The organism is Delftia sp. S65, assembly GCF_016516495.1.
Taxonomy (GTDB): domain Bacteria; phylum Pseudomonadota; class Gammaproteobacteria; order Burkholderiales; family Burkholderiaceae_C; genus Comamonas; species Comamonas acidovorans.
The window spans coordinates 81,750-101,423 of sequence record NZ_JACVUR010000018.1 but is presented as its reverse complement, the minus strand read 5'-3'; the positions used below and the strand labels follow the sequence as shown (position 1 = coordinate 101,423).

Here is a 19,674-nt window from a genome sequence, read left to right as displayed (position 1 = left end):
CGAAGGCCGCGTGGTGCGCATGTGGGAGGCCATGGAAACCTATCTGAACCGGCGCCAGCCGCTGATCATCATCGCGGGTGCCGACTACGGCCAGGGCAGCTCGCGCGACTGGGCGGCCAAGGGAGTGCGGCTGGCCGGGGTCGAGGCGGTGGTGGCCGAAGGCTTCGAGCGCATCCACCGCACCAACCTCATCGGCATGGGCGTGCTGCCGCTGCAGTTCGTGCCGGGCACCGACCGCAAGATCCTGGGGCTGGACGGCACGGAGATCTATGGCGTGGAAGGCGAGCGCACGCCGGGCACCCAACTCACGCTGGTGGTCGAGCGCCGCAACGGCCAGACGCTGCGCGTGCCCGTGACCTGCCGGCTGGACACGGCCGAGGAGGTATCGGTCTACGAGGCGGGCGGCGTGCTGCAGCGCTTTGCCCAGGACTTTCTTGCACAGACACAGGACGCTTGATGAACACCACACCCCAGATCCGCATTCCCGCCACCTACCTGCGCGGCGGCACCAGCAAGGGCGTGTTCTTTCGCCTGCAAGACCTTCCGGAGGCTGCGCAACAGCCGGGCCCCGTGCGCGACGCCATCCTGCTGCGCGCCCTGGGCAGCCCCGACCCTTACGGCAAGCAGATCGACGGCATGGGCAATGCATCGTCGAGCACCAGCAAGGCCGTGATCCTCTCGGCCAGCACGCGCGAAGGCCATGACGTGGACTACCTGTTCGGCCAGGTCTCCATCGACCGGCCCTTCGTGGACTGGAGCGGCAACTGCGGCAATCTCTCGGCCGCCGTGGGGCCCTGCGCCATCCACATGGGATTGATAGCCCCTGCGCGCATTCCACGCAACGGCACGGCCACCCTCCGCATCTGGCAGGCCAATATCGGCAAGACCATCGTGGCCCATGTGCCCATCACGGACGGCCAGGTGCAGGAGACGGGCGACTTCGAGCTCGATGGCGTGACCTTTCCTGCGGCCGAGGTGGCGTTGGAGTTCCTGGACCCTGCCGATGAGGGAGAGGACGGAGGCGCCATGTTCCCCACGGGCCACCTCGTGGATCGCCTGGATGTGCCTGGCGTGGGCAGCTTTGCAGCCACGCTGATCAATGCGGGCATTCCGACCATCTTCCTGAACGCAAAGGACCTGGGCTACACGGGCTGCGAGCTGCAGGACGCCATCAACGGCGATGCCGAGGCGCTGGCGCGCTTCGAGGCCATACGCGCCCACGGCGCCCTGCAGATGGGCCTGATCCAGGAACTGTCCGAAGCCGCCAGGCGCCAGCACACGCCCAAAATCGCCTTTGTGGCACCGCCAGCGCCCTACACGGCCTCCAGCGGCAAACGCATCGAGGCGGGCGATGTGGACCTGCTGGTGCGCGCCCTGTCCATGGGCAAGCTGCACCACGCCATGATGGGCACGGCGGCGGTGGCCATCGGCACGGCGGCAGCGGTGCCGGGCACGCTGGTGAATCTGGCGGCGGGCGGCGGCGAACGCGGCGCCGTTCGCTTCGGCCATCCCTCCGGCACGCTGCGCGTGGGCGCCGAGGCCCGGTTGGTGAATGGCCAGTGGCAGGTGACCAAGGCCTTGATGAGCCGCAGCGCGCGCATCCTGATGGAAGGCTGGATCAGGGTGCCTGGCGAAGTGTTGAACGCCGCGTGAATGCGCAGGGCCCGGCTTCAGGCCTGCGCCGTGCTCACGCCTGGCCGGTCAGCGCCGCTGCGTGCCACGTCTGCAGTTGCTCCAGCGTGTTCGTCGTGCCGCCGCAGGCCACCACCAGCACGCGCTTGAAGCCTTGCAGCGCAGGTGCGCCTGCGTAGGCCAGGGCCAGCGCGGCACCGCAGGCGGGCTCCACATGCAGGCGATGGTCATCAATGAAGCACAGGCAGGCGTCCAGCGCCTGCGCATCCGTCACCACGGCGCTGCGCACGGGGTGCACCTGCGCCAGATCGAAGGCCCGCTGGCAGACCTGACGCGCGCCCAGCGAAGTGGCAACGCTGGTGATGCGGTCCAGCAGCACGCGGCGGCCCTGGGCTAGCGACTGCGCCAGGGAGTCGGCGCCGGCCGTCTCCGCGGCAATCACGGGCACATCGGTCCAGCCATGGCGCTCCAGGCCCTGCACCACGCCGGCCAGCAGGCCGCCGCCGCCCACGGCCAGCACCACGGCGTCGGGCTTGAAGTCGGCAGCGGCCAGCTCATCGACCAGGGTGGAATGCCCTGCCCACAGCAGCGGGTCGTCAAACGGATGGACAAAGGCATCTTCGGCGCCCAACAGGGACTGGGCCAGGGCATTGGCCTCGTCCCAGACGGCGCCATGCACGATCAGCTCGGCGCCCTGGGCACGGATCAGTGCCCGCGCATGCTCGGTCGTGGTTTGCGGCACGACCACGGTGACGGGTATGGACAGCTGCCGCCCGGCATAGGCCACGGCAATGCCGGCATTGCCGCCCGATGAGGCCACAAAGCGCTTCTTGCCCTGGCGCGCCAGGGTCTCGCAGGCATGGCCTATGCCGCGCAGCTTGAATGATCCGCAGGGTTGCAGCGCATCCAGCTTGAGCCAGATTTCAGGACCACCGGCGTGGCTCAGGGCATGGGACGGGATAAGGGGAGTGAAGGTGTGCAAAGGCATGGGATGGCAGTGTAGGACTGGCGTTCAGCCGCGATAATCCCTTGGCTTTTCAAATATTCTTTGCGCCATGAGCACAAATCAAGCCCTGCCCCTGTTTGGAGAAATGGCCATCTTCGTCAAGGTCGTGGACACGGGCAGCTTCTCCGAGGCCGCACGCCAGCTGGGCAGCACGCCATCGGCCACCAGCCGGGGCGTGGCGCGGCTGGAAAGGGCTCTGGGCCTGCGCCTTCTGGAACGCACCACGCGCAAGCTGCGCCTGAGCGAGGCCGGCCGCGAGGTGCATGCGCGCTGCCTGGACATGGTGGGCGCCGCACAGGCCGTCATGGCCGCGTCCCTGCTGCAGGACGCGCAGCCGCGCGGCCTGGTGCGCATCAGCGTGCCCAAGGCCGTGGGCCGTACCGTGGTCCATCCCCACATGCCCGACTTCCTGGCCCTGTATCCGGCGGTCGACGTGCAGATGCGGCTGGAAGACCGCTACATGGACCTGATCGACGACCCGGTGGACCTGGCCATACGCATCACCAACCACCCGCCACCGGGCCTCATGGGTCGCCACCTGATGGACATCGACCATCTGCTGTGCGCCTCGCCCCAGTACCTGGCCCGGCACGGCACGCCCGTGCATCCACTGGAGCTCAAGGCCCACAGCTGCATCTACCTGGGCGAGGAGCCCGGCGACGCGCACTGGAAGCTGCGCGGCCATGGCAAGACCGTCACCGTGGCCGTGCGCGGGCGCTATGCCGCCAACCACACCGGTGTGCGGCTGGACGCCGTGCTGCAGCACATCGGCATCGCCAGCCTGCCCCGCTTCACGGCACGCGAGGCCCTGGCGGACGGGCGCATCGTGCAAGTGCTGCCGGACTGGAACTTTCTGCCCAACTACAGCGGCCAGCTGTGGATTCTTCACCCGCCCACGCGCCACCTGCCGCTCAAGCTGCGCGTGCTGATGGATTTCCTGGCCGAGCGGCTGGCCAGATCCGTTGCGCCGCCGCTTTCATAGCTCAAGCCGGCATAAGCCCACCGCCCCGCACGCAGTGCGCACGATGCGCGAACGCAGGCAATGCAACGGCTCAGGGCCTGCACTTCACTCTCCGTCCCCCTGACTGCGCAGCCTGCGCCACAGCGTGGCCCGGCTGATGCCCAGGATCTCGCAGGCGCGGCGCTGGTCGCCCTGCACCTGCTCCAGTACTTCGCGCATGCGCTGGCACTCGGCATCGCGCCGGGCCTCGCGCAACTGCAGTTGCCGCTGCTGTGCGGGCAGGGTCTGAACGGTACCCTGCCCAGCCCCGTCGCATTCAGGAAACAGCTCCCGCAACCGGCCCATGTCCACGCGGCCAGCGCTGTCACGCAGGTCGTGGCGGCAGGCCAGCAGGCGCTCCACCCAGTTGTCCAGCTCTCGCGCATTGCCGGGCCAGCGGTGCGCGGTGGCCAAATCCAACAGGGCTTCCAGCAAGGGCTCCAGTGAAGAGGCCTCGGCCTGCAGCGACTGCGTGCGCAAACGTCGCGCAAGCATGGTGCGGGCCAGGGCCTGGACATCGCCCTGTCCGCGTTCGTGCAGTCCGGGCATGGCCAGGCGCAGCACGGCCAGGCGGTAGAACAGGTCGCGCCTGAATTCACCGCGCTCGACCAGGGCCGCCAGATCGGCATGCGTGGCGGCGATGACGCGCAGGTCCACGGGCACGGACGTGGTGGAGCCCACGCGCAGCACTTCGCGCTCCTGCAGCACGCGCAGCAGGCGGGACTGCAGGGCCAGCGGCATGTCCCCGATCTCGTCCAGGAACAAGGTGCCCGTATGGGCCGCCTCGATCAGCCCGGTCTTGCCGCCGCGCCGCGCGCCGGTGAAAGCGCCTTCGTCGTAGCCGAAGAGTTCGCTCTCCAGCAGGCTTTCCCCCAGGGCCGCGCAGTTGACGGCCAGAAAGGGCTGGGCGGCGCGCCGGCTGGCGCGGTGCATGCCCTGGGCCAGCAACTCCTTGCCCGTGCCGCTGTCGCCCTGGATGAGCACGGTGGCATCGCTGGCCGCGAACTGGCGCGCCAGGCGGCGCACGCGCTGGGCGGGTTCGCTGTCGCCCGCGTAGTCTTCGATGCGCCAGCGCACGCCCGCGCCGCGCAGGCTGCGGTTGGCGCGCAGGTGGCGGTCGGCGCGCTGGATGGTGGCGGGGTCGCGGCAGACCAGCAAGGCGCCCGTGAGCTGGCCGTTTTCCACGATGGACGCGCGCCGTACCACCAGGGTGCGCATGGCCAGCTGGACCACGTCTTCACTGCCTTCGGGCTCCAGGGACTGCGACTGCAGCGCCTGCGCCAGTGCCAGCGCGGGCGCCACCTCGTCCAGCAGCCGGCCATGCAGCGCCTTGGCGGGCGCTCCCAGCAGGGCCGCCATGGTGGGGTTCAGTGCCTGGATGCAGCCTTGCGTGTCCACGGCGACCACGCCGTCCTGCAACTGGCCGAGCACGGTTTCCAGCCGCTGGTGGCGGGCGCGCTCGGCATGGCGGTGGCGTGCCAGCAGCACCGCGTCGCGCAGGGCCTGCAGCACGGCGCCGTCGGAGTACAGCAGCACGCTGGGAATGCCGGCCTGCTCGGCCAGGTCGGCAACCAGCCCTGGCGCGACCACGGCACCCACGCCTGCGGCCTGCAGCGCACGCACGCAGGCCTGGGCATCCTCGGGCCCGTGGTAGCTGAACTGGGCAATGCCGGCGCCGAACAGCGCGTCGAACTGGGCCAGGTGCGGCGAGGGATGGTCGAACGACACCAGCCCGATGCGCGGCGTGCCGCCCGCCTGCGCCAATTCCCGCGCGCTGGCCAGCGCCTGCAGCAGATCGAAGCCGCGCACCTCGATCATGACCACGGGAATGTCGACATGCTCGCGCACCCAGGCACCACTGGCGCCGGCGGCCACCAGGGCGTCTATGGGCTCGACCGCCTGCAGCGCGCGCACGGCCTGCACAGCGTCGTCAAAGGCCGCGCTGACATGCTCCACACGCACCTGGTCGCCCACCGCCAGGGACATGCGCTCCAGCACGCGGCCGATGCGATGGCGGCCTATGGTGACGACACGGGGCCATGCCGCGCGGGGGGCGGACGGGGTTCCAGGGACAGGGGCCACGACTGATTCATTCATGCAACCGATTATTTCATTCATGCAACATCACGCTGCATGAATCCAGCAGCAGGTTCCGCCCCATCCTCTTGTGAACTGAAAAATGCATTCAGATCAATGGCTTGCAAAAACAAGGGTTTACCCTTTATTGCCATGGCATGCAGCTTGCAAACAAGGCAGGCGTTTCAATCATTTCAAGTATTTCCAGGAGACTCCCCATGCACCAGCCATCCCGCCTGCCCCGCCGCACCGCCCTGGCCGCCCTGCTTGCCACCGTGCTGCCGCTGGCCGGCGTGTCGTTTGCCGCGCCTGCCGCCGATGCCTGGCCCACCCGCCCCATCCGCCTGGTGGTGCCGTTCTCTGCAGGCGGCGCCAACGACCTGATGGCCCGCTCGGCCGCCGAAGGTGCGTCCAAAATCCTGGGCCAGCCCGTGGTCATCGACAACCGGCCCGGCGCAGGCGGCACCGTGGGCGCCGACATCGTGGCCAAGGCCCAGCCAGATGGCTACACCCTGCTGGTGAGCGCGGCCGGCGTGATCTCCAACAGCATGATCAAGAAGACCATGCCGTTCAAGGACGATGCGCTGGTGCCCGTGGCCATGATCGGACTGGCGCCTTCGGTGATCGTGGTTCCCAAGAACGCGCCCTACCAGAACCTGCGAGATTTCGTCGAGGCATCGAAGAAGGGCCAGGGCTTCAATTTCGCCACGGCCGGCACGGGCAGCACGCCGCATTTCGTGGCCGAGATGCTGAACGTGAAGTACGGCGCACAGCTGCAGCCCGTGCCCTACAAGAGCGGATCGGAAAGCACGACGGCCGTGCTGGGCGGCCAGGTGGAGGGCACGTCGGAGGCCAGCATCATCGCCCTGCCCCACATCCTCAATGAGGGCAAGTTCAAGGCCCTGGCCACGACCTGGACGCAGCGCATCTCAGCCTATCCGCAACTGTCCACCGCCGTGGAGCAGGGCTTTGCCGAGCTGCAGATCGCGCACTGGGCCGGCATCCACGCGCCCAAGGGAACGCCGGCCGCCATCCTGGACAAGCTGGCCGCCGCCGTGGACCAGGCCATGAAGGAGCCGGCCACCGTGGAGAAGCTCAAGGGCCTGGGCATCGAACCCATCGGCGGCACGCGCGCCGAGTTCGTGAAATTCACCGATGCCGAGCGCAAGCGCCTGGGCGAGATCGTCAAGGCCGCGAAGATGCAGGAAAAGTGAGCCGCTCCCGCCACAACCACGGATCCCAACCGAGACAAGACACCATGAATACCCGCCGCAATACCCTCCGCCTGAGCTTGGGGCTGGCCCTGAGCGCCACCGCCGCCGCTGCGGCCCTGCTCGCCGCCCCCGCCACCGCCGTGGCCCAGGGCGCAGATGCCTGGCCCTCGCGCCCCATCAAGCTCATCGTGCCCTATGCGGCCGGCGGCTTTGCCGATACGCGGGCCCGCAAGATCGCCGACAAGATAGGCCAGAGCCTGGGCCAGCCCATCGTGATCGACAACCGCGGCGGCGCGGGCGGCGTGACGGGCACGGATGCCATTGCCAAGGCCACGGACGGCCACACTTTCGGCTTCGGCTCGCCAGGCCCGCTGGTGACCAATCCCATGCTGATGAAAAAGCTGCCCTACAACGCCGCACGCGACCTGCAGCCCATCATCCTGATCGAAGAGGCGCCGCTGATCCTGACCACGGCGCCCAACCAGCCGTTCAAGACCGTGGCCGAGCTGGTGGCTGCAGCCAAGGCCAAGCCGGGCACGCTGACGTATGGATCGTCGGGCGTGGGCGGCGCCCACCACCTGTCGGGCGAGCTGCTGGCCTTCCAGACGCGCACGGACATGGTCCATGTGCCCTACAAGGGCGGCGCGCTGGCAGCCACCGACCTGATGGGCGGCCACCTGGCCTTCATGTTCGAGATGGGCTATGCGGCCCTGCCCGCCATCCAGGGCGACAAGGTCAAGGCGCTGGCCGTGTCCAGCAAGCAGCGACTGAAGGTGCTGCCAAGCGTGCCCACGCTGGATGAGGCGGGCATCAAGGGCTTCGAGTCGTACAACTGGCTGGGCATGATCGCGCCGGCCAGCACGCCGCCGGCCGTGATCGAGCGCCTGAACAAGGCCGTGAACGAGGCACTCAAGGACGCCGAGGTGCGCGCCATGATCGAGAACACGGGCGGCATGGTCATGGGCGGCACGCCCCAGGCCTACGGCAAGTTCATCGAGGCCGAGCGCGCCAAGTGGGGCCCGGTGATCAAGAACGCCAACATCACGCTGGACTGAGCGCCAGCCCGCGCATCGCTTTTTCCCATCCGACACCACCATCCATGAACACCAAGCAACAACTCAAGGCCCTGGCCGAAGCGCGCCGCGGCGTGCTCGTGCCCGGCGCATTCAACGCACTGTCCGCGCGCGTCGTGGCCGATCTCGGCTTCGAGGCCATCTATGTGACCGGTGCCGGCGTGACCAATATGTGGTTCGGCCTGCCCGACCAGGCCTTCATGGGCCTGACCGACATCGCCGACCACACGGCCCGCATCCGCGACGCGGTGGATCTGCCGCTGATCGTCGATGCCGACACCGGCTTCGGCAACGCGCTCAACACCTACCATGCGGTGCGCACGCTGGAGCGCGCGGGCGCCGACTGCATCCAGATCGAGGACCAGATCAGCCCCAAGCGCTGCGGCCATTTCAATGGCAAGGAAGTGATTTCCACCGAGGAAATGCTGGGCAAGATCAAGGCCGCCGTGGACGCGCGCCGCGACCAGGGCACGCTGATCATGGCGCGCACCGATGCCTGCGCCACCCAGGGCTTCGAGGCCGCCGTCGAGCGCGCCCAGCGCTTTGCCGAGGCGGGCGCCGACATCCTTTTTGTCGAGGCCGTGACCCAGGCCGATGAGATCCGCGCCCTGCCCCAACGGCTGGCCAAGCCCCAGCTGATGAACATGGTGATCGGAGGCAAGACGCCCATCACCGACGCGGGCGAGCTGGCAGACCTGGGCTATGGCCTGGTGCTGTATGCCAATGCCGCGCTGCAAGGCGCCGTGGCCGGCATGCAAAAGGCGCTGGGCCAGCTGCGCAACGAGCGCAGGGTGGACGAGAACCCCGCTGTGGTCGCCCCCTTTGCCGAGCGCCAGCGCCTGGTCAACAAGCCGTTCTGGGACGCGCTGGAAAAGAAGTACGAGTGAAGCGCGAGTGAAGTTCGAGCGAGGGCGGGCTGGCGCAGCGCCGCTCAGCCGCTCAGCCCCTCGCAGGCGCCTTCCACCCCTTGAGCGTCAACTCCAGCGCCTGCAGCGCCTGCTGCAGGCGTTCGGGGGGCGCCCCTTCCTCGGCGATCCAGAACGCGGATTCCACCAGGCAGCCATTGAGCAGCCGCGACATGGCCAGCGGGCTGGCGCGCACGATCACGCCGCGCTCCATGAGCTGCTCCAGGTAGCCGGCCACGAAGGCGATGCAGGCGCGGTGCTGCTCGCCCTGGTCCGTGCCGGTGAGCACGGCGCGCGCATCCTGCAGCACGATGCGGCGTATCTCGCCCTCCTGCGCCATGGCCAAGTAGGCGCGGCAGTAGGCCAGGAACCCCTCCCAGGGGTCGGCATGGTCGGCCAGCACCTGCTCCAGGCGTGCGTCCATCTCGGCATCCATCTGCGCCACCACGGCGGCCAGCAGGCCCGGCTTGCCACCGAAATGGTGGTACAACGCGCCGCGCGTCAGCCCGGCATTGGCCGTCAATTCGTCCATGGAGGCTTGGGAATAGCCCTGGCTGCCAAAGGCCTCGCGCGCAGCCTCGATGAGCTTGGCGCGTGTCTCCTCGATCATGCTGGCCCGGCTTTTGCGCATGGCGCACTCCATTCACATACAAAACGTATGCCAATGATACGGCGCGTCATGGGCAGCCCGTAGAATTGCTGACATACGCCGCGTATGTGATTGCAGCGGCCTGTCCGTTTTCCGAGGTTTCCATGTTCCACGCCTACCGCCAGCTGTTCACCCGGCCCGGCACGGCCGCCTTTGTGCTGGCCGGTCTCCTGGCCCGCCTGCCCCTGTCGATGACGGGCATCGGCCTGATCACCATGCTGTCCCAGCAGCGCGGCGCCTACACGCTGGCCGGCGCGGTCGCGGCCTGCTTTGCGCTGTCCATTGCGGTGCTGGCCCCGCGCATCTCGGCCCTGGTGGACCGCCATGGCCAGCGCAAGGTACTGCCCTGGGCAGCGGCCGTGAGTGCTGCCGCCATGTTTGCGCTGCTGGCCTGCGCGCATTGGCAGGGACCGGATTGGCTGCTGCTGGTGCTGGCAGCGCTGGTGGGTGCCCTGCCCAGCATGCCGGCCATGGTGCGTGCGCGCTGGACCGTGCTGCTGCGCGGCACGCCCCAGCTGCAGACGGCCTATGCGCTGGAGGCCGTGCTGGACGATGTCTGCTTCATCGTCGGCCCGCCGCTGTCGGTAGGCCTGAGCATGGTGCTGTTCCCCGAGGCCGGGCCGCTGGCCGCCTCCTTGCTGCTGCTGGTGGGCGTGGCGCTGTTCGTGGCCCAGCGCCGCACAGAGCCGCCCGTGGACACATCGCAGCAGCGCACGCGCCAGCAGTCGCTGGCCCGCCATCCCGTGGTGCGCACGCTGGCGCTGTTCATGCTGGCCCAGGGCATCATCGTGGGCACCATCGACGTGGCCAGCGTGGCCTTTGCCACGCAGCAGGGCCAGCCGGCGGCGGCCAGCATCGTGCTGTCGTTCTATGCGCTGGGGTCCTGCGTGATGGGACTGGTGTTCGGCACGCTGCGCCTGAAGGCGCCGCTGCACCGCCAGATTGCCTGGGTGGGCGCCTCGGTCTGCATCACCGCCGTGCCCCTGCTGCTGGCCACCAATGTGTTCACACTGACCCTGGCCGTGTTGCTGGCCGGCATTACCTTCGGGCCGACCATCACCGTGGCCATGGGCCTGGTGGAGCAGCAGGTGCCGCACCAGCGCCTGACCGAAGGCATGACCTGGCTGCTGACCGGCATTGCCATGGGCGTGGCACTGGGCGCGGCCGCCGCAGGCTGGGCCACCGACCTGTGGGGCGCGCGCATTTCCTTCGTGGTGGCGCTGCTGGCCGGTGTCGCCATGTGGGCCCTGGGCGTGCTGGCCGCACGCCAGGCACGAGCGAAAGAGGGCCCGCCTGCCGAAGACGCAGCCGCTGCCTGCACCTGAACACGGCCCTAACGCCCGCGCCAGCCCAGACCGCTCAGGCCGCTCAGGCCGTGGCCATCAAGGCCAGCAGCTCGGCCAGGCGCTGGCGCATCCACAGCGCTTCGGCCCCGGGCGCCAGCCCTTCCAGCCACAGCATGCGCACGGTCAGCGGCGGCAGCGCCAGCCCCTCGCAGGCGCGTTGCCGCAGATGCGGGCGCAGATCGCCGAACTCGGCAATATTGACCGGCAGGATGGCCCAGCCCAGGCCGTCGGCCACCATGTCGGCAATCACATAGAAGCTGTTGGAGCGCCAGACGGCGGGACTGAGCACGGTGTCCTCCACGCCCTCGATGTGCATCAGCAACTGGCGGTGCGCGGCCAGCTGCCTGCGCGTGAGGGCCGCCGTGCCATCGAGCACATGGCCCTTGGCCACGCAAATGGTCTGCGGCACGCTGCCGATATGGCGCTGGGCGCAGGTGGCCGGCGCAGGCGCTCGGTCGAACTGGAAGGCGACCTGGGCACGCTGCGCCGCCACATGCTCGGCCACTTCGGAGGCCGTGCCGTTCAGCACGGTCAGCTCCATGGCCGGAAAGCGCGCCGCCAGCTCCTTGAACAGCTGGGCCAGCGGCACATAGGGCAGCGCCTCGTCCAGCGCAACGGCCAGGCGTGCCTGCCCGCCTGAGGCCAGGGCGCGGGCGCGGTGGTCCATGGCCTGGGCCTGGTGCAGCAGGGACCGGGCCTCCAGCAGCATCACCTCCCCTGCCGCCGTCAGCTGCACGCGGCGCCCCACGCGGTCGAAGAGCTCCAGCCCCAGGTCGGCTTCCAGCAGGCCGATGGCCGTGCTCACGGCCGACTGCGCACGGCCCAGGCGGCGGGCGGCCTCGGTCATGGTGCCGGCCTCGGCCACCGCCACAAAATGCTTCAGCCTGTCGAGTGTCCATTCCATCCATCAATTTTATGGATTGAATCAAACTTTGATGAATCATTTCATTGATGGAAACTGTGGTTTTCATCAAGAAGGAAGCCCTGGCCCACAAGGCCCGGGGCAAACAGGTGCTTTATGGCGTTCACAACGCAAACCCAGAACCCCGTTGCGGGGCATCTTCCAAAATCCCAGGCGGCCGATCCGCGCCGCTGGCTGGTGCTGGCCATCGTCTCGGTGGCGCTGCTGCTCATCGTCATCGACATGACGGTGCTCTACACGGCGCTTCCGCGCCTCACGCATGACCTGGCGGCCACGGCCTCGGCCAAGCTGTGGATCGTCAACATCTACGCGCTGGTGGTCTCAGGCCTGCTGCTGGGCATGGGCACGCTGGGCGACAGGCTCGGTCACAAGCGGCTGTTCATGGCCGGGCTGTGCGTGTTCGGCGTGGCATCGCTGTGCGCGGCCTTTGCGCCCTCGCCCGCCCTGCTGATTGCGGCACGTGCGCTGCTGGGAGTGGGCGCGGCGATGATGATGCCGGCCACGCTGTCCCTGATCCGCCTGAGCTTTGCCGATGAGCGCGAGCGCGCGCTGGCCATCGGCATCTGGGCCTCGGTGGCCTCGGGCGGTGCGGCCTTCGGGCCGGTGGTGGGCGGGCTGCTGCTCGAATACTTCTGGTGGGGCTCGGTGTTTCTGATCAATGTGCCCATCGTGCTGCTCGCCCTGCCCCTGGCCGGCTGGCTGATTCCTGCAGGCACGGCCACCTCGCAGCGGCCCTGGGACTTCATCGGCTCATTGCAGGTCATGGCAGGCCTGGTGGGCAGCACCTACGCCATCAAGGAAGCCGGCAAACAGTCGCCCGACTGGGCCCTGGCCGCCGTGGCCCTGGTGCTGGGCCTGGGCTTTCTCGCGCTGTTCGTGCGGCGCCAGCGCCGCAGCAGCGACCCGCTGCTGGACTTCGCGCTGTTCCGCAACCCGGCGTTTGCCACGGCCGTGGCCTCGGCCCTGGTGGCAGCGGCCGCGCTGATCGGCATGGAACTCGTGTTCAGCCAGCGCCTGCAACTGGTGCAGGGACTGTCGCCACTGCAGGCCGGCCTGGCCGTGCTGCCGCTGCCGCTGGCCGCCTTTGTGGCCGGCCCCGTGGCAGGCCACTGGCTGCCACGCCTGGGCGGCGCGCGCATGCTGCCGGCAGCGCTGCTGCTGTCGGGCCTGGGCATGGGCGGCTATCTGCTGGTCCACGACATGGGCTGGTGGCCGCAGGCGGCGGCGCTGGCCGTGCTGGGCCTGGGCATAGGCGCGGCCATGACCACGGCGTCGAGCACCATCATGCAAAGCGCTCCCGCGGACCGTGCCGGCATGGCGGCCTCGGTCGAGGAAGTGTCATACGAGCTGGGCGGCGCCCTGGGCGTGACGCTGATGGGCAGCCTGCTGTCGGCCGTCTATGCAGGCTCATTGCGCCTGCCGGAGGGCCTGGGCCTGGCCCTGCCCGATTCCGTGCGCGACAGCCTGGACGAAGCCCTGCTGGCTGCCGATCAGCTGATGCCCCAGGCCGCGCACCAGTTGACCGAGCTGGCACGCACGGCCTTCGGCCAGGGTTTCAGCGCCGTGATCGCCAGCGCCACGCTGCTGCTGGTCTGCACGGCACTGTGGACGGGCTGGCGGCTGCGCGGTCAGCGCCACTGAGCCATCGCCTTCCTCTCAAAAAGCAAAAAGCCCCGTCCGGGGCTTTTTGCGTTGCGTGCACATGGTGTGCACATGGCGTGCACACGTCGTACCTGCGCTTCGATCAGGCGAAGTTCTGCTCGGCAAACTTCCAGTTCACCAGTTGGCCGAGGAAGGTCTCGACGAACTTGGGACGCAGGTTGCGATAGTCGATGTAGTAGGCGTGTTCCCAGACGTCCACGGTCAGCAGGGCCTTGTCTTCCGTGGTCAGGGGCGTGCCGGCAGCGCCGGTGTTGACGATGTCCACCGAACCGTCGGCCTTCTTGACCAGCCAGGTCCAGCCAGAGCCGAAGTTGCCCACGGCCGACTTCACGAAGGCTTCCTTGAAGGCGGCGTAGCTGCCCCACTTCTTGTTGATGGCGTCAGCCAGTGCGCCGGTGGGCTCGCCGCCACCGTTGGGGGCCATGCAGTTCCAGAAGAAGGTGTGGTTCCAGATCTGGGCTGCGTTGTTGTAGATGCCGCCGGAAGACTTCTTGACGATCTCTTCCAGGGTCATGTTTTCGAATTCGGTGCCCTTTTGCAGGTTGTTCAGGTTCACCACATAGGCGTTGTGGTGCTTGCCATGGTGGTACTCCAGCGTTTCCTGGCTGTAGTGGGGTGCCAGCGCGTCAATCGCATAGGGCAGAGGGGGCAAGGTATGTTCCATGGTGTTTCCTTCGTGGTTGAAATCTTTTAGGACGGGCCAGCACCTGTTGCGCAGAGCGCCTGCAGCGCCTGCCGTGACCGTCGCGCGGGGCCTGCACTGCGCGCATTGCTGCGAGCCCTGGCCCTCACGCACCCGAACGGGCATTGTAGGAACAACTTCGTGACCCTGCGGCGAAAGCGCGCGCCAAATGGCCCATCTTGGCCCGCTGCTGCGAGGGTGGATGTGAATTGACCTTGATCCGGCCAATCGGCCTACACGGATACTGCCTGCCGCCCGCCACTGCCTGCACGCCGAACGCTGCACACAGCGGGCCGCAGTTCAGAGCAGGCGCGGCTGCGTCACCACCAGGTCCAGGCTGCCGTCGGCCAGCTGTGCCTGCAAGGCCGTGCCCGGTGGCGCGCTGCGCGCCTCGGTCACGGGATGGCCCTCGGCATCGGTCAGCAGGGCATAGCCGCGCTGCAGCACCAAGCGCGGGTCCAGCAGTTGCAGGCGAAGCTCCATGCGCGCCAGGTGATCCGCGCGCCGGTCCAGGCCGCGACGCATGCCGGCAGGCAACTGCGCCTGCAGGCCCTGCCCCGCATGGTCCATGCGCTGCAGCCGCAACTGCATGGCATGGCGCAATCGCTGGGCCTGGCGGCTGAGCTGCAGCCGGCTGCGGGCCAGTTGCTCGCTGGGCCGGCCCAGGCGCTGCGCTGCCAAGTCCAGGCGCTGCTGCTGGCGATCCAGCAGCCGCTGCACACCGTCCTCCAGGCGGCCCTGCATGAGCTGCAGCGCGCCCATCCAGACCTCGCGCGGCTGGCTCACCAACTCCGCCGCCGCCGTGGGCGTGGGCGCGCGCAGGTCGGCGCAGAAGTCTGCAATGGTGAAATCGGTCTCGTGCCCCACGCCGCAGATCAGGGGCACCGGGCTTTGCACGATGGTGCGGGCCAGGCGCTCGTCGTTGAAGGCCCAGAGGTCTTCGATGGAGCCGCCCCCGCGCACCAGCAAGATGGTGTCGATGGGCGGCGCGCCGGCCACCGAGCCATCAACCGAGCCCGCGCCTTCCCGCGCCAGGCCATAAAGCCTTTGCAGCGCATCGATCAGGGAGGCCGGCGCCTGCGCGCCCTGCACCAGGGCAGGCACCAGCACCACGGGGATATGGGGCACGCGGCGGCGCAGCGCCGTGATCACGTCGTGCAGCGCAGCAGCCCCGGGCGAAGTCACCACGCCAATGCCGCGCGGCAGCGGCGGCAGGCTGCGCTTTCGGGCCGCGTCGAAAAGGCCTTCGGCCTCCAGCTGCGCCTTCAGCCGCAGGAACTGCTCGAACAGGGCGCCCTGGCCTGCACGCTGCATGCTCTCGACGACCAGTTGCAGGTCGCCACGCTGCTCGTAGACGCCCAGCCGGCCCCGCAACTCGACCAGTTCGCCGTCGCGCGGCGAAAAATCCATGAGCTGGGCCGCACGCCGGAACATGGCGCAACGGATCTGCCCGCCCGCGTCCTTGATGCTGAAGTAGCAATGCCCGCTGGCAGCGCGCGAAAAGCCGCTGATCTCCCCGCGCACCGCCACAGGATTGAAGCGTGCCTGCAAGGCATCGCTCACGGCGCGGCACAGCGCGCCGACTTCCCAGACCAGCGGCGCCGCTGCTGGGTTCATTGCGCCGAATGCACCACTCATGCGGCCTCCCGGTCTGCATGCAGTGCAACATTCTCCACAGGCAGGCGGATGCAGACCCGAGCAGGCACTTTGGCGGCAATTTGCAGAAGCACTCTCAAAAACACCTCGCAAGCAATTGATTCATAAAGATTTTTTTGCTGCAACAAAGAATTCACATTTGTCACAGTGTCCATTCGCCGCCGCAGCGGCGTTTGCGCAACCCGCTTGATAACAAAGTTATCCACAGAAATCTGTGCTATAGCGACCATCCAAAATCCCGAATATGGGGAGCCGCCCGTTGCCTGGATGCTGCGCCGGGTCACAGTTTTCAGGCGATCGCGGACACGAGACGCCTGGACCGGCCATATGGCTGGGCCATAATCGTCGGCTGCAGTTAAACGCGGGGGGAAAACAACTTGCTGTCGATCATACAAGCCGCAGGCTGGCCGATCTGGCCACTGATTGCCTGCTCCATCCTGGCTCTGGCCCTGGTCTTTGAACGTTTCGTGGCGCTGAAAACGGCCCGCGTGGCGCCGCCCGCCCTGCTGGGCGAGGCGATTTCCGTGTCCTCGCGCGGCCTGCCCAGCCAGGAAGTCGTGCAGCAGCTGTCCCAGAACTCCACGCTGGGCGAAGTCCTGGCAAGCGGACTGCGCGCCCTGCAGGCCCATCCGGACAGCAGCGAAGAAGAGCTTCGCGCCTCCATGGAAGGCGCCGGCCGCGCTGCTGCCCACACGCTGGAAAAGCACCTGAGCGCGCTGGCCACCATCGCCTCTGCCGCGCCTTTGCTGGGCCTGCTGGGCACGGTGATCGGCATGATCGAGATCTTCGGCTCGCAAGGCGGCGCATCGGCCACCGGCGGCGGCAACCCGGCACAGCTGGCGGCCGGCATCTCCATCGCCCTGTACAACACGGCCTTCGGCCTGATCGTCGCCATTCCGGCGCTGATCTTCTGGCGCTACTTCCGCGCCCGCGTCGATGGCTACCTGCTGGGCATGGAGCTGGCCTCCGAGCAGTTCGTGCGCCACCTGGTGCGCGTCGGCGGCAAGTGAACCCGCAGAACCCGCACGCGAGAGACCTGCCATGAACTTCCGTCCCCGCCGCCGTGACGAGCCCGAGATCAACCTGATCCCGTTCATCGATGTGCTGCTGGTGGTGCTGATCTTTCTGATGCTGTCCACCACCTACAGCAAGTTCACCGAGCTGCAGCTGACCCTTCCCGTGGCCGATGTCGAGCAGCAGCGCGACCGGCCCCGCGAAATCATCGTCGCCATCGCCGCCGACGGCCGCTACGCCATCAACAAGGCCGCCGTGGAAGACCGCAGCGTCACCGGCCTGACCCAGGCACTGGCCGCAGCGGCCGTTGCCGGCAAGGACAGCGTGGTCATCATCAGCGCCGACGCCACCGCGCCGCACCAGTCCGTGGTGTCGGTGATGGAGGCCTCGCGCCGCGCCGGACTGTCCCAGATCACCTTTGCCACGCAGACCTCGGCCAGCGCCGGGCGCTGAGGGCAAGGCCTCCATGCCCGGGAATGGCCCCGCCCCCGCAGCCCGGGGGCTTCGCGCGGCCTGGCGCCACCGCGGCCCGCTGGCCTGCGCGCTCTTTCCCCTGTCCCTGCTGTACCGTGCCCTGCTGGGCCTGCATCGGCTGCCCTATGCACTGGGTTTCAGGCGTGCAGGCCAGGCCGGCATTCCGGTCATCGTCGTCGGCAACGTGATTGCGGGCGGCGCCGGAAAGACCCCCGTCACGCTCGCCCTGGCCCGCCATCTGCGGGACAGCGGCTGGAGCCCTGGCATCGTCTCGCGCGGCTATGGCCGCAGCACGGATGACTGCCGAGAAGCCACGCCCGAAAGCGCCCCCGCCGATGTGGGCGATGAACCCGCGCTGCTGGCTCGCGCCAGCGGCGTGCCGGTCTTCGTGGCCCGCAAGCGCATCGAGGCCGTCCAGGCCCTGCGCGCCCGCCATCCCCAGGTGGATGTGGTCATCAGCGACGACGGCCTGCAGCACCTGGCCCTGGCCCGCGACATCGAGCTGTGCGTCTTCAACGACGACGGCATCGGCAATGGCTGGCTGCTGCCGGCAGGCCCCCTGCGCGAACCCTGGCCGCGCCCCGTCACCGCCGTGCTGCACGCGGGCACCTGCCCACCAACGGATGCGCCCGCCTTTGCCATGCATCGCCAACTGGCCGCTGAAGGCGTCAATGCGCACGGTGAGCGCATTCCCCTGGCGGCCCTGCGCGGACGGCCCGTGGAGGCCGTGGCCGCCGTGGCCCGGCCCGAGGGCTTTTTCTCCATGCTGGCCACTGAACAGGGCCTGGCGCTGGAGCACGCCCAGGCGCTGCCGGATCACTATAATTTTGAGAGCTTCCAGCGTCTGGGTCGCAATGAAGACCCGCTGGTCTGCACCGAAAAGGATGCCGTCAAGCTGTGGCGCAGCCATCCCCAGGCCTGGTCCGTTGCGCTGCAATTGCAGCTTCCGCCAGATTTCTGGGCGCTGCTGGATCAGCGGCTGCAGGCGCTGCGCAGGCCACGCGCCTGACTATCATCACCGTCTTGGCTGGCCGCCACGGCCCGCCCTCTCCCTCCAAAACACAGGATCCGCCATGGACGCCAAACTTCTCGAACTGCTGGTCTGCCCCGTCACCAATGGCCCGCTGCGCTTTGACCGCGAGCACCAGGAACTGGTCTCGCGCAGCGCGCGCCTGGCCTACCCCGTGCGCGACGGCATCCCGGTGCTGCTGGAGGCCGAAGCCCGCACGCTGGACGACGACGAGCTCGAGGACTGATCGCGCCGCAAGGCCCGATTTCCGACGACGCCCGCGCCCGCACTTTCGACCATCTCCGCAACGCACCATGCCCACCGCGCCCTTCACGGTTCTGATTCCTGCCCGCCTTGCCTCCAGCCGCCTGCCAGGCAAGCCCCTCGCAGACATTGCAGGCCTTCCCATGGTCGTGCGCGTGGCACAGCGTGCCGGCCTCAGCGGCGCCACGCGCTGCGTGGTCGCGGCCGATGACGAGAGCATCGTCGCCGCCTGCGCCGCGCACGGCGTTGCGGCCGTGCTCACGCGCAACGACCACGCCAGCGGCAGCGACCGCCTGGCCGAGGCCTGCGAACTGCTGGGCCTGGATGGCGACGACATCGTCGTCAACGTCCAGGGCGACGAACCGTTGATCGCTCCCGACCTCATCGATGCCGTGGCCGCCCTGCTGCCGCAGCAGCCCTCGGCCAGCATGGGCACGGCGGCACATGCCATCGACAGCCTGGCCGACTTCACCAATCCGAACGTGGTCAAGGTCGTCTGCGATGCCCAGGGCATGGCCCACTATTTCAGTCGCGCCCCCATCCCCTTTGCGCGTGAACATGCAGGCCAGGCATGGTGGGAGACGGCATCTGCAGCGGCATCGGCAGCGCCGGGCCACCCCGGCTTCGCGCCACTGCGCCACATCGGCATCTACAGCTACCGTGCCGGTTTCCTGCGCAGCTTCCCACAGCTTTCTCCCGCCCCCACCGAGGTGCTGGAGGCGCTGGAACAGTTGCGTGCGCTGTGGCACGGCCACCGCATCGCCGTCCACCTGACGCCCCATGCACCAGGCCCTGGCGTGGACACCCCCGAAGACCTGGAACGGGTGCGCGCCCGGTTGTCCGCCTGAATCCGATCCCGCATACGCCAATACAGATGCGCCAATGGCGATGCCCGGCATCGCCATTCACAACACAACTGCACATGCGGTTTTGTCGGACAGCAAAACGCAGTTTTTGGAGATTGCACAGGCGACAGTTTTGCCCTCTGCGTGTAAGCCAGTGTTAGCCCTGTGCGTGCTATCCTTGCCCGCGACAAAAATATGACGCATGGACTGTCCGCCCCGGTGGGCCGATCCGGCAGACAAGAATT

General features: G+C 68.3%; 19 protein-coding genes and 1 pseudogene. 13 read left to right on the top strand and 7 right to left on the bottom strand.

What is annotated here, in order from left to right:
* Both IAE24_RS16330 and prpF read left to right on the top strand, forming a co-directional pair.
* A pseudogene (locus tag IAE24_RS16330) lies at positions 1-457 on the top strand (Fe/S-dependent 2-methylisocitrate dehydratase AcnD); the annotation flags it as partial.
* On the top strand, positions 457-1,653 hold the full coding sequence (gene prpF / locus IAE24_RS16325) for a 2-methylaconitate cis-trans isomerase PrpF (protein ID WP_199137009.1): 1,197 nt from the start codon (positions 457-459) through the stop codon (positions 1,651-1,653). The pseudogene IAE24_RS16330 and the gene prpF, both read left to right, overlap by 1 nt.
* A gap of 34 nt (positions 1,654-1,687) precedes the next feature.
* Here prpF and IAE24_RS16320 read toward each other — a convergent pair whose 3' ends face one another.
* Complete coding sequence (locus tag IAE24_RS16320; protein ID WP_199961667.1) at positions 1,688-2,620, bottom strand: pyridoxal-phosphate dependent enzyme; 933 nt, start codon at positions 2,618-2,620, stop codon at positions 1,688-1,690.
* Between the two features lie 67 nt (positions 2,621-2,687).
* Here IAE24_RS16320 and IAE24_RS16315 point away from each other — a divergent pair, with 67 nt between their 5' ends.
* Complete coding sequence (locus IAE24_RS16315; RefSeq protein ID WP_199961666.1) at positions 2,688-3,620, top strand: LysR family transcriptional regulator; 933 nt, start codon at positions 2,688-2,690, stop codon at positions 3,618-3,620.
* A gap of 84 nt (positions 3,621-3,704) precedes the next feature.
* Here the strand turns inward: IAE24_RS16315 and prpR are convergent, their stop codons facing one another.
* On the bottom strand, positions 3,705-5,756 hold the full coding sequence (prpR, locus tag IAE24_RS16310) for a propionate catabolism operon regulatory protein PrpR (protein WP_442778759.1): 2,052 nt from the start codon (positions 5,754-5,756) through the stop codon (positions 3,705-3,707).
* Between the two features lie 176 nt (positions 5,757-5,932).
* On the opposite strand from prpR, the gene IAE24_RS16305 reads away from it, so the two are divergent.
* The 3 genes from IAE24_RS16305 to IAE24_RS16295 are packed head-to-tail and all read left to right on the top strand — an operon-like array spanning position 5,933 to position 8,888.
* The gene (locus tag IAE24_RS16305) at positions 5,933-6,928 is read left to right on the top strand and encodes a Bug family tripartite tricarboxylate transporter substrate binding protein (RefSeq protein WP_199961664.1); all 996 of its coding nucleotides are present in this window, start codon (positions 5,933-5,935) and stop codon (positions 6,926-6,928) included.
* Positions 6,929-6,972: 44 nt separating this feature from the next.
* Positions 6,973-7,983, top strand: a complete 1,011-nt coding sequence (locus IAE24_RS16300) for a Bug family tripartite tricarboxylate transporter substrate binding protein (protein ID WP_012205414.1) — start codon at positions 6,973-6,975, stop codon at positions 7,981-7,983.
* A 44-nt stretch (positions 7,984-8,027) separates the two neighbouring features.
* Positions 8,028-8,888, top strand: a complete 861-nt coding sequence (locus IAE24_RS16295; protein ID WP_199961663.1) for an isocitrate lyase/PEP mutase family protein — start codon at positions 8,028-8,030, stop codon at positions 8,886-8,888.
* 52 nt (positions 8,889-8,940) lie between these two features.
* Here the strand turns inward: IAE24_RS16295 and IAE24_RS16290 are convergent, their stop codons facing one another.
* Positions 8,941-9,537, bottom strand: coding sequence for a TetR/AcrR family transcriptional regulator (locus tag IAE24_RS16290; protein WP_013802579.1), 597 nt, complete (start codon positions 9,535-9,537; stop codon positions 8,941-8,943).
* A gap of 122 nt (positions 9,538-9,659) precedes the next feature.
* Between IAE24_RS16290 and IAE24_RS16285 the strand changes: the two genes are divergently transcribed.
* Positions 9,660-10,880, top strand: a complete 1,221-nt coding sequence (locus tag IAE24_RS16285) for an MFS transporter (protein ID WP_199961662.1) — start codon at positions 9,660-9,662, stop codon at positions 10,878-10,880.
* Positions 10,881-10,923: 43 nt separating this feature from the next.
* On the opposite strand, the gene IAE24_RS16280 is transcribed toward IAE24_RS16285, so the two are convergent.
* Positions 10,924-11,805, bottom strand: coding sequence for a LysR family transcriptional regulator (locus IAE24_RS16280; protein ID WP_043821097.1), 882 nt, complete (start codon positions 11,803-11,805; stop codon positions 10,924-10,926).
* Positions 11,806-11,919: 114 nt separating this feature from the next.
* Between IAE24_RS16280 and IAE24_RS16275 the strand changes: the two genes are divergently transcribed.
* On the top strand, positions 11,920-13,464 hold the full coding sequence (locus IAE24_RS16275; protein ID WP_233626319.1) for an MFS transporter: 1,545 nt from the start codon (positions 11,920-11,922) through the stop codon (positions 13,462-13,464).
* Positions 13,465-13,567: 103 nt separating this feature from the next.
* Here the strand turns inward: IAE24_RS16275 and IAE24_RS16270 are convergent, their stop codons facing one another.
* The 3 genes from IAE24_RS16270 to IAE24_RS16260 form a co-directional block, all read right to left on the bottom strand.
* Positions 13,568-14,149 carry a Fe-Mn family superoxide dismutase gene (locus IAE24_RS16270; RefSeq protein WP_012205408.1) on the bottom strand — a complete coding sequence of 194 codons (582 nt, stop codon included), beginning with the start codon at positions 14,147-14,149 and terminating at the stop codon, positions 13,568-13,570.
* A 318-nt stretch (positions 14,150-14,467) separates the two neighbouring features.
* Positions 14,468-15,805: an exodeoxyribonuclease VII large subunit gene (gene xseA, locus IAE24_RS16265; protein WP_199961661.1), complete on the bottom strand. Its 1,338-nt coding sequence runs from the start codon at positions 15,803-15,805 to the stop codon at positions 14,468-14,470.
* Positions 15,802-16,053 carry a hypothetical protein gene (locus IAE24_RS16260; RefSeq protein ID WP_139093503.1) on the bottom strand — a complete coding sequence of 84 codons (252 nt, stop codon included), beginning with the start codon at positions 16,051-16,053 and terminating at the stop codon, positions 15,802-15,804. The genes xseA and IAE24_RS16260 overlap by 4 nt, the downstream gene beginning before the upstream one ends.
* 147 nt (positions 16,054-16,200) lie before the next feature.
* On the opposite strand from IAE24_RS16260, the gene IAE24_RS16255 reads away from it, so the two are divergent.
* From IAE24_RS16255 to kdsB, 5 genes are all read left to right on the top strand, one after another.
* Complete coding sequence (locus IAE24_RS16255; RefSeq protein ID WP_012205406.1) at positions 16,201-16,833, top strand: MotA/TolQ/ExbB proton channel family protein; 633 nt, start codon at positions 16,201-16,203, stop codon at positions 16,831-16,833.
* Positions 16,834-16,864: 31 nt separating this feature from the next.
* Positions 16,865-17,290 carry an ExbD/TolR family protein gene (locus tag IAE24_RS16250; protein WP_199961660.1) on the top strand — a complete coding sequence of 142 codons (426 nt, stop codon included), beginning with the start codon at positions 16,865-16,867 and terminating at the stop codon, positions 17,288-17,290.
* 13 nt (positions 17,291-17,303) lie between these two features.
* Positions 17,304-18,320 (top strand): tetraacyldisaccharide 4'-kinase, encoded by a 1,017-nt coding sequence (gene lpxK, locus IAE24_RS16245; RefSeq protein ID WP_199961659.1) that lies wholly within the window; start codon positions 17,304-17,306, stop codon positions 18,318-18,320.
* A 64-nt stretch (positions 18,321-18,384) separates the two neighbouring features.
* Positions 18,385-18,567: a Trm112 family protein gene (locus IAE24_RS16240; protein WP_199961658.1), complete on the top strand. Its 183-nt coding sequence runs from the start codon at positions 18,385-18,387 to the stop codon at positions 18,565-18,567.
* A 67-nt stretch (positions 18,568-18,634) separates the two neighbouring features.
* The gene (gene kdsB / locus IAE24_RS16235) at positions 18,635-19,432 is read left to right on the top strand and encodes a 3-deoxy-manno-octulosonate cytidylyltransferase (protein WP_199961657.1); all 798 of its coding nucleotides are present in this window, start codon (positions 18,635-18,637) and stop codon (positions 19,430-19,432) included.
* The last annotated feature ends 242 nt before the right edge of the window (positions 19,433-19,674 follow it).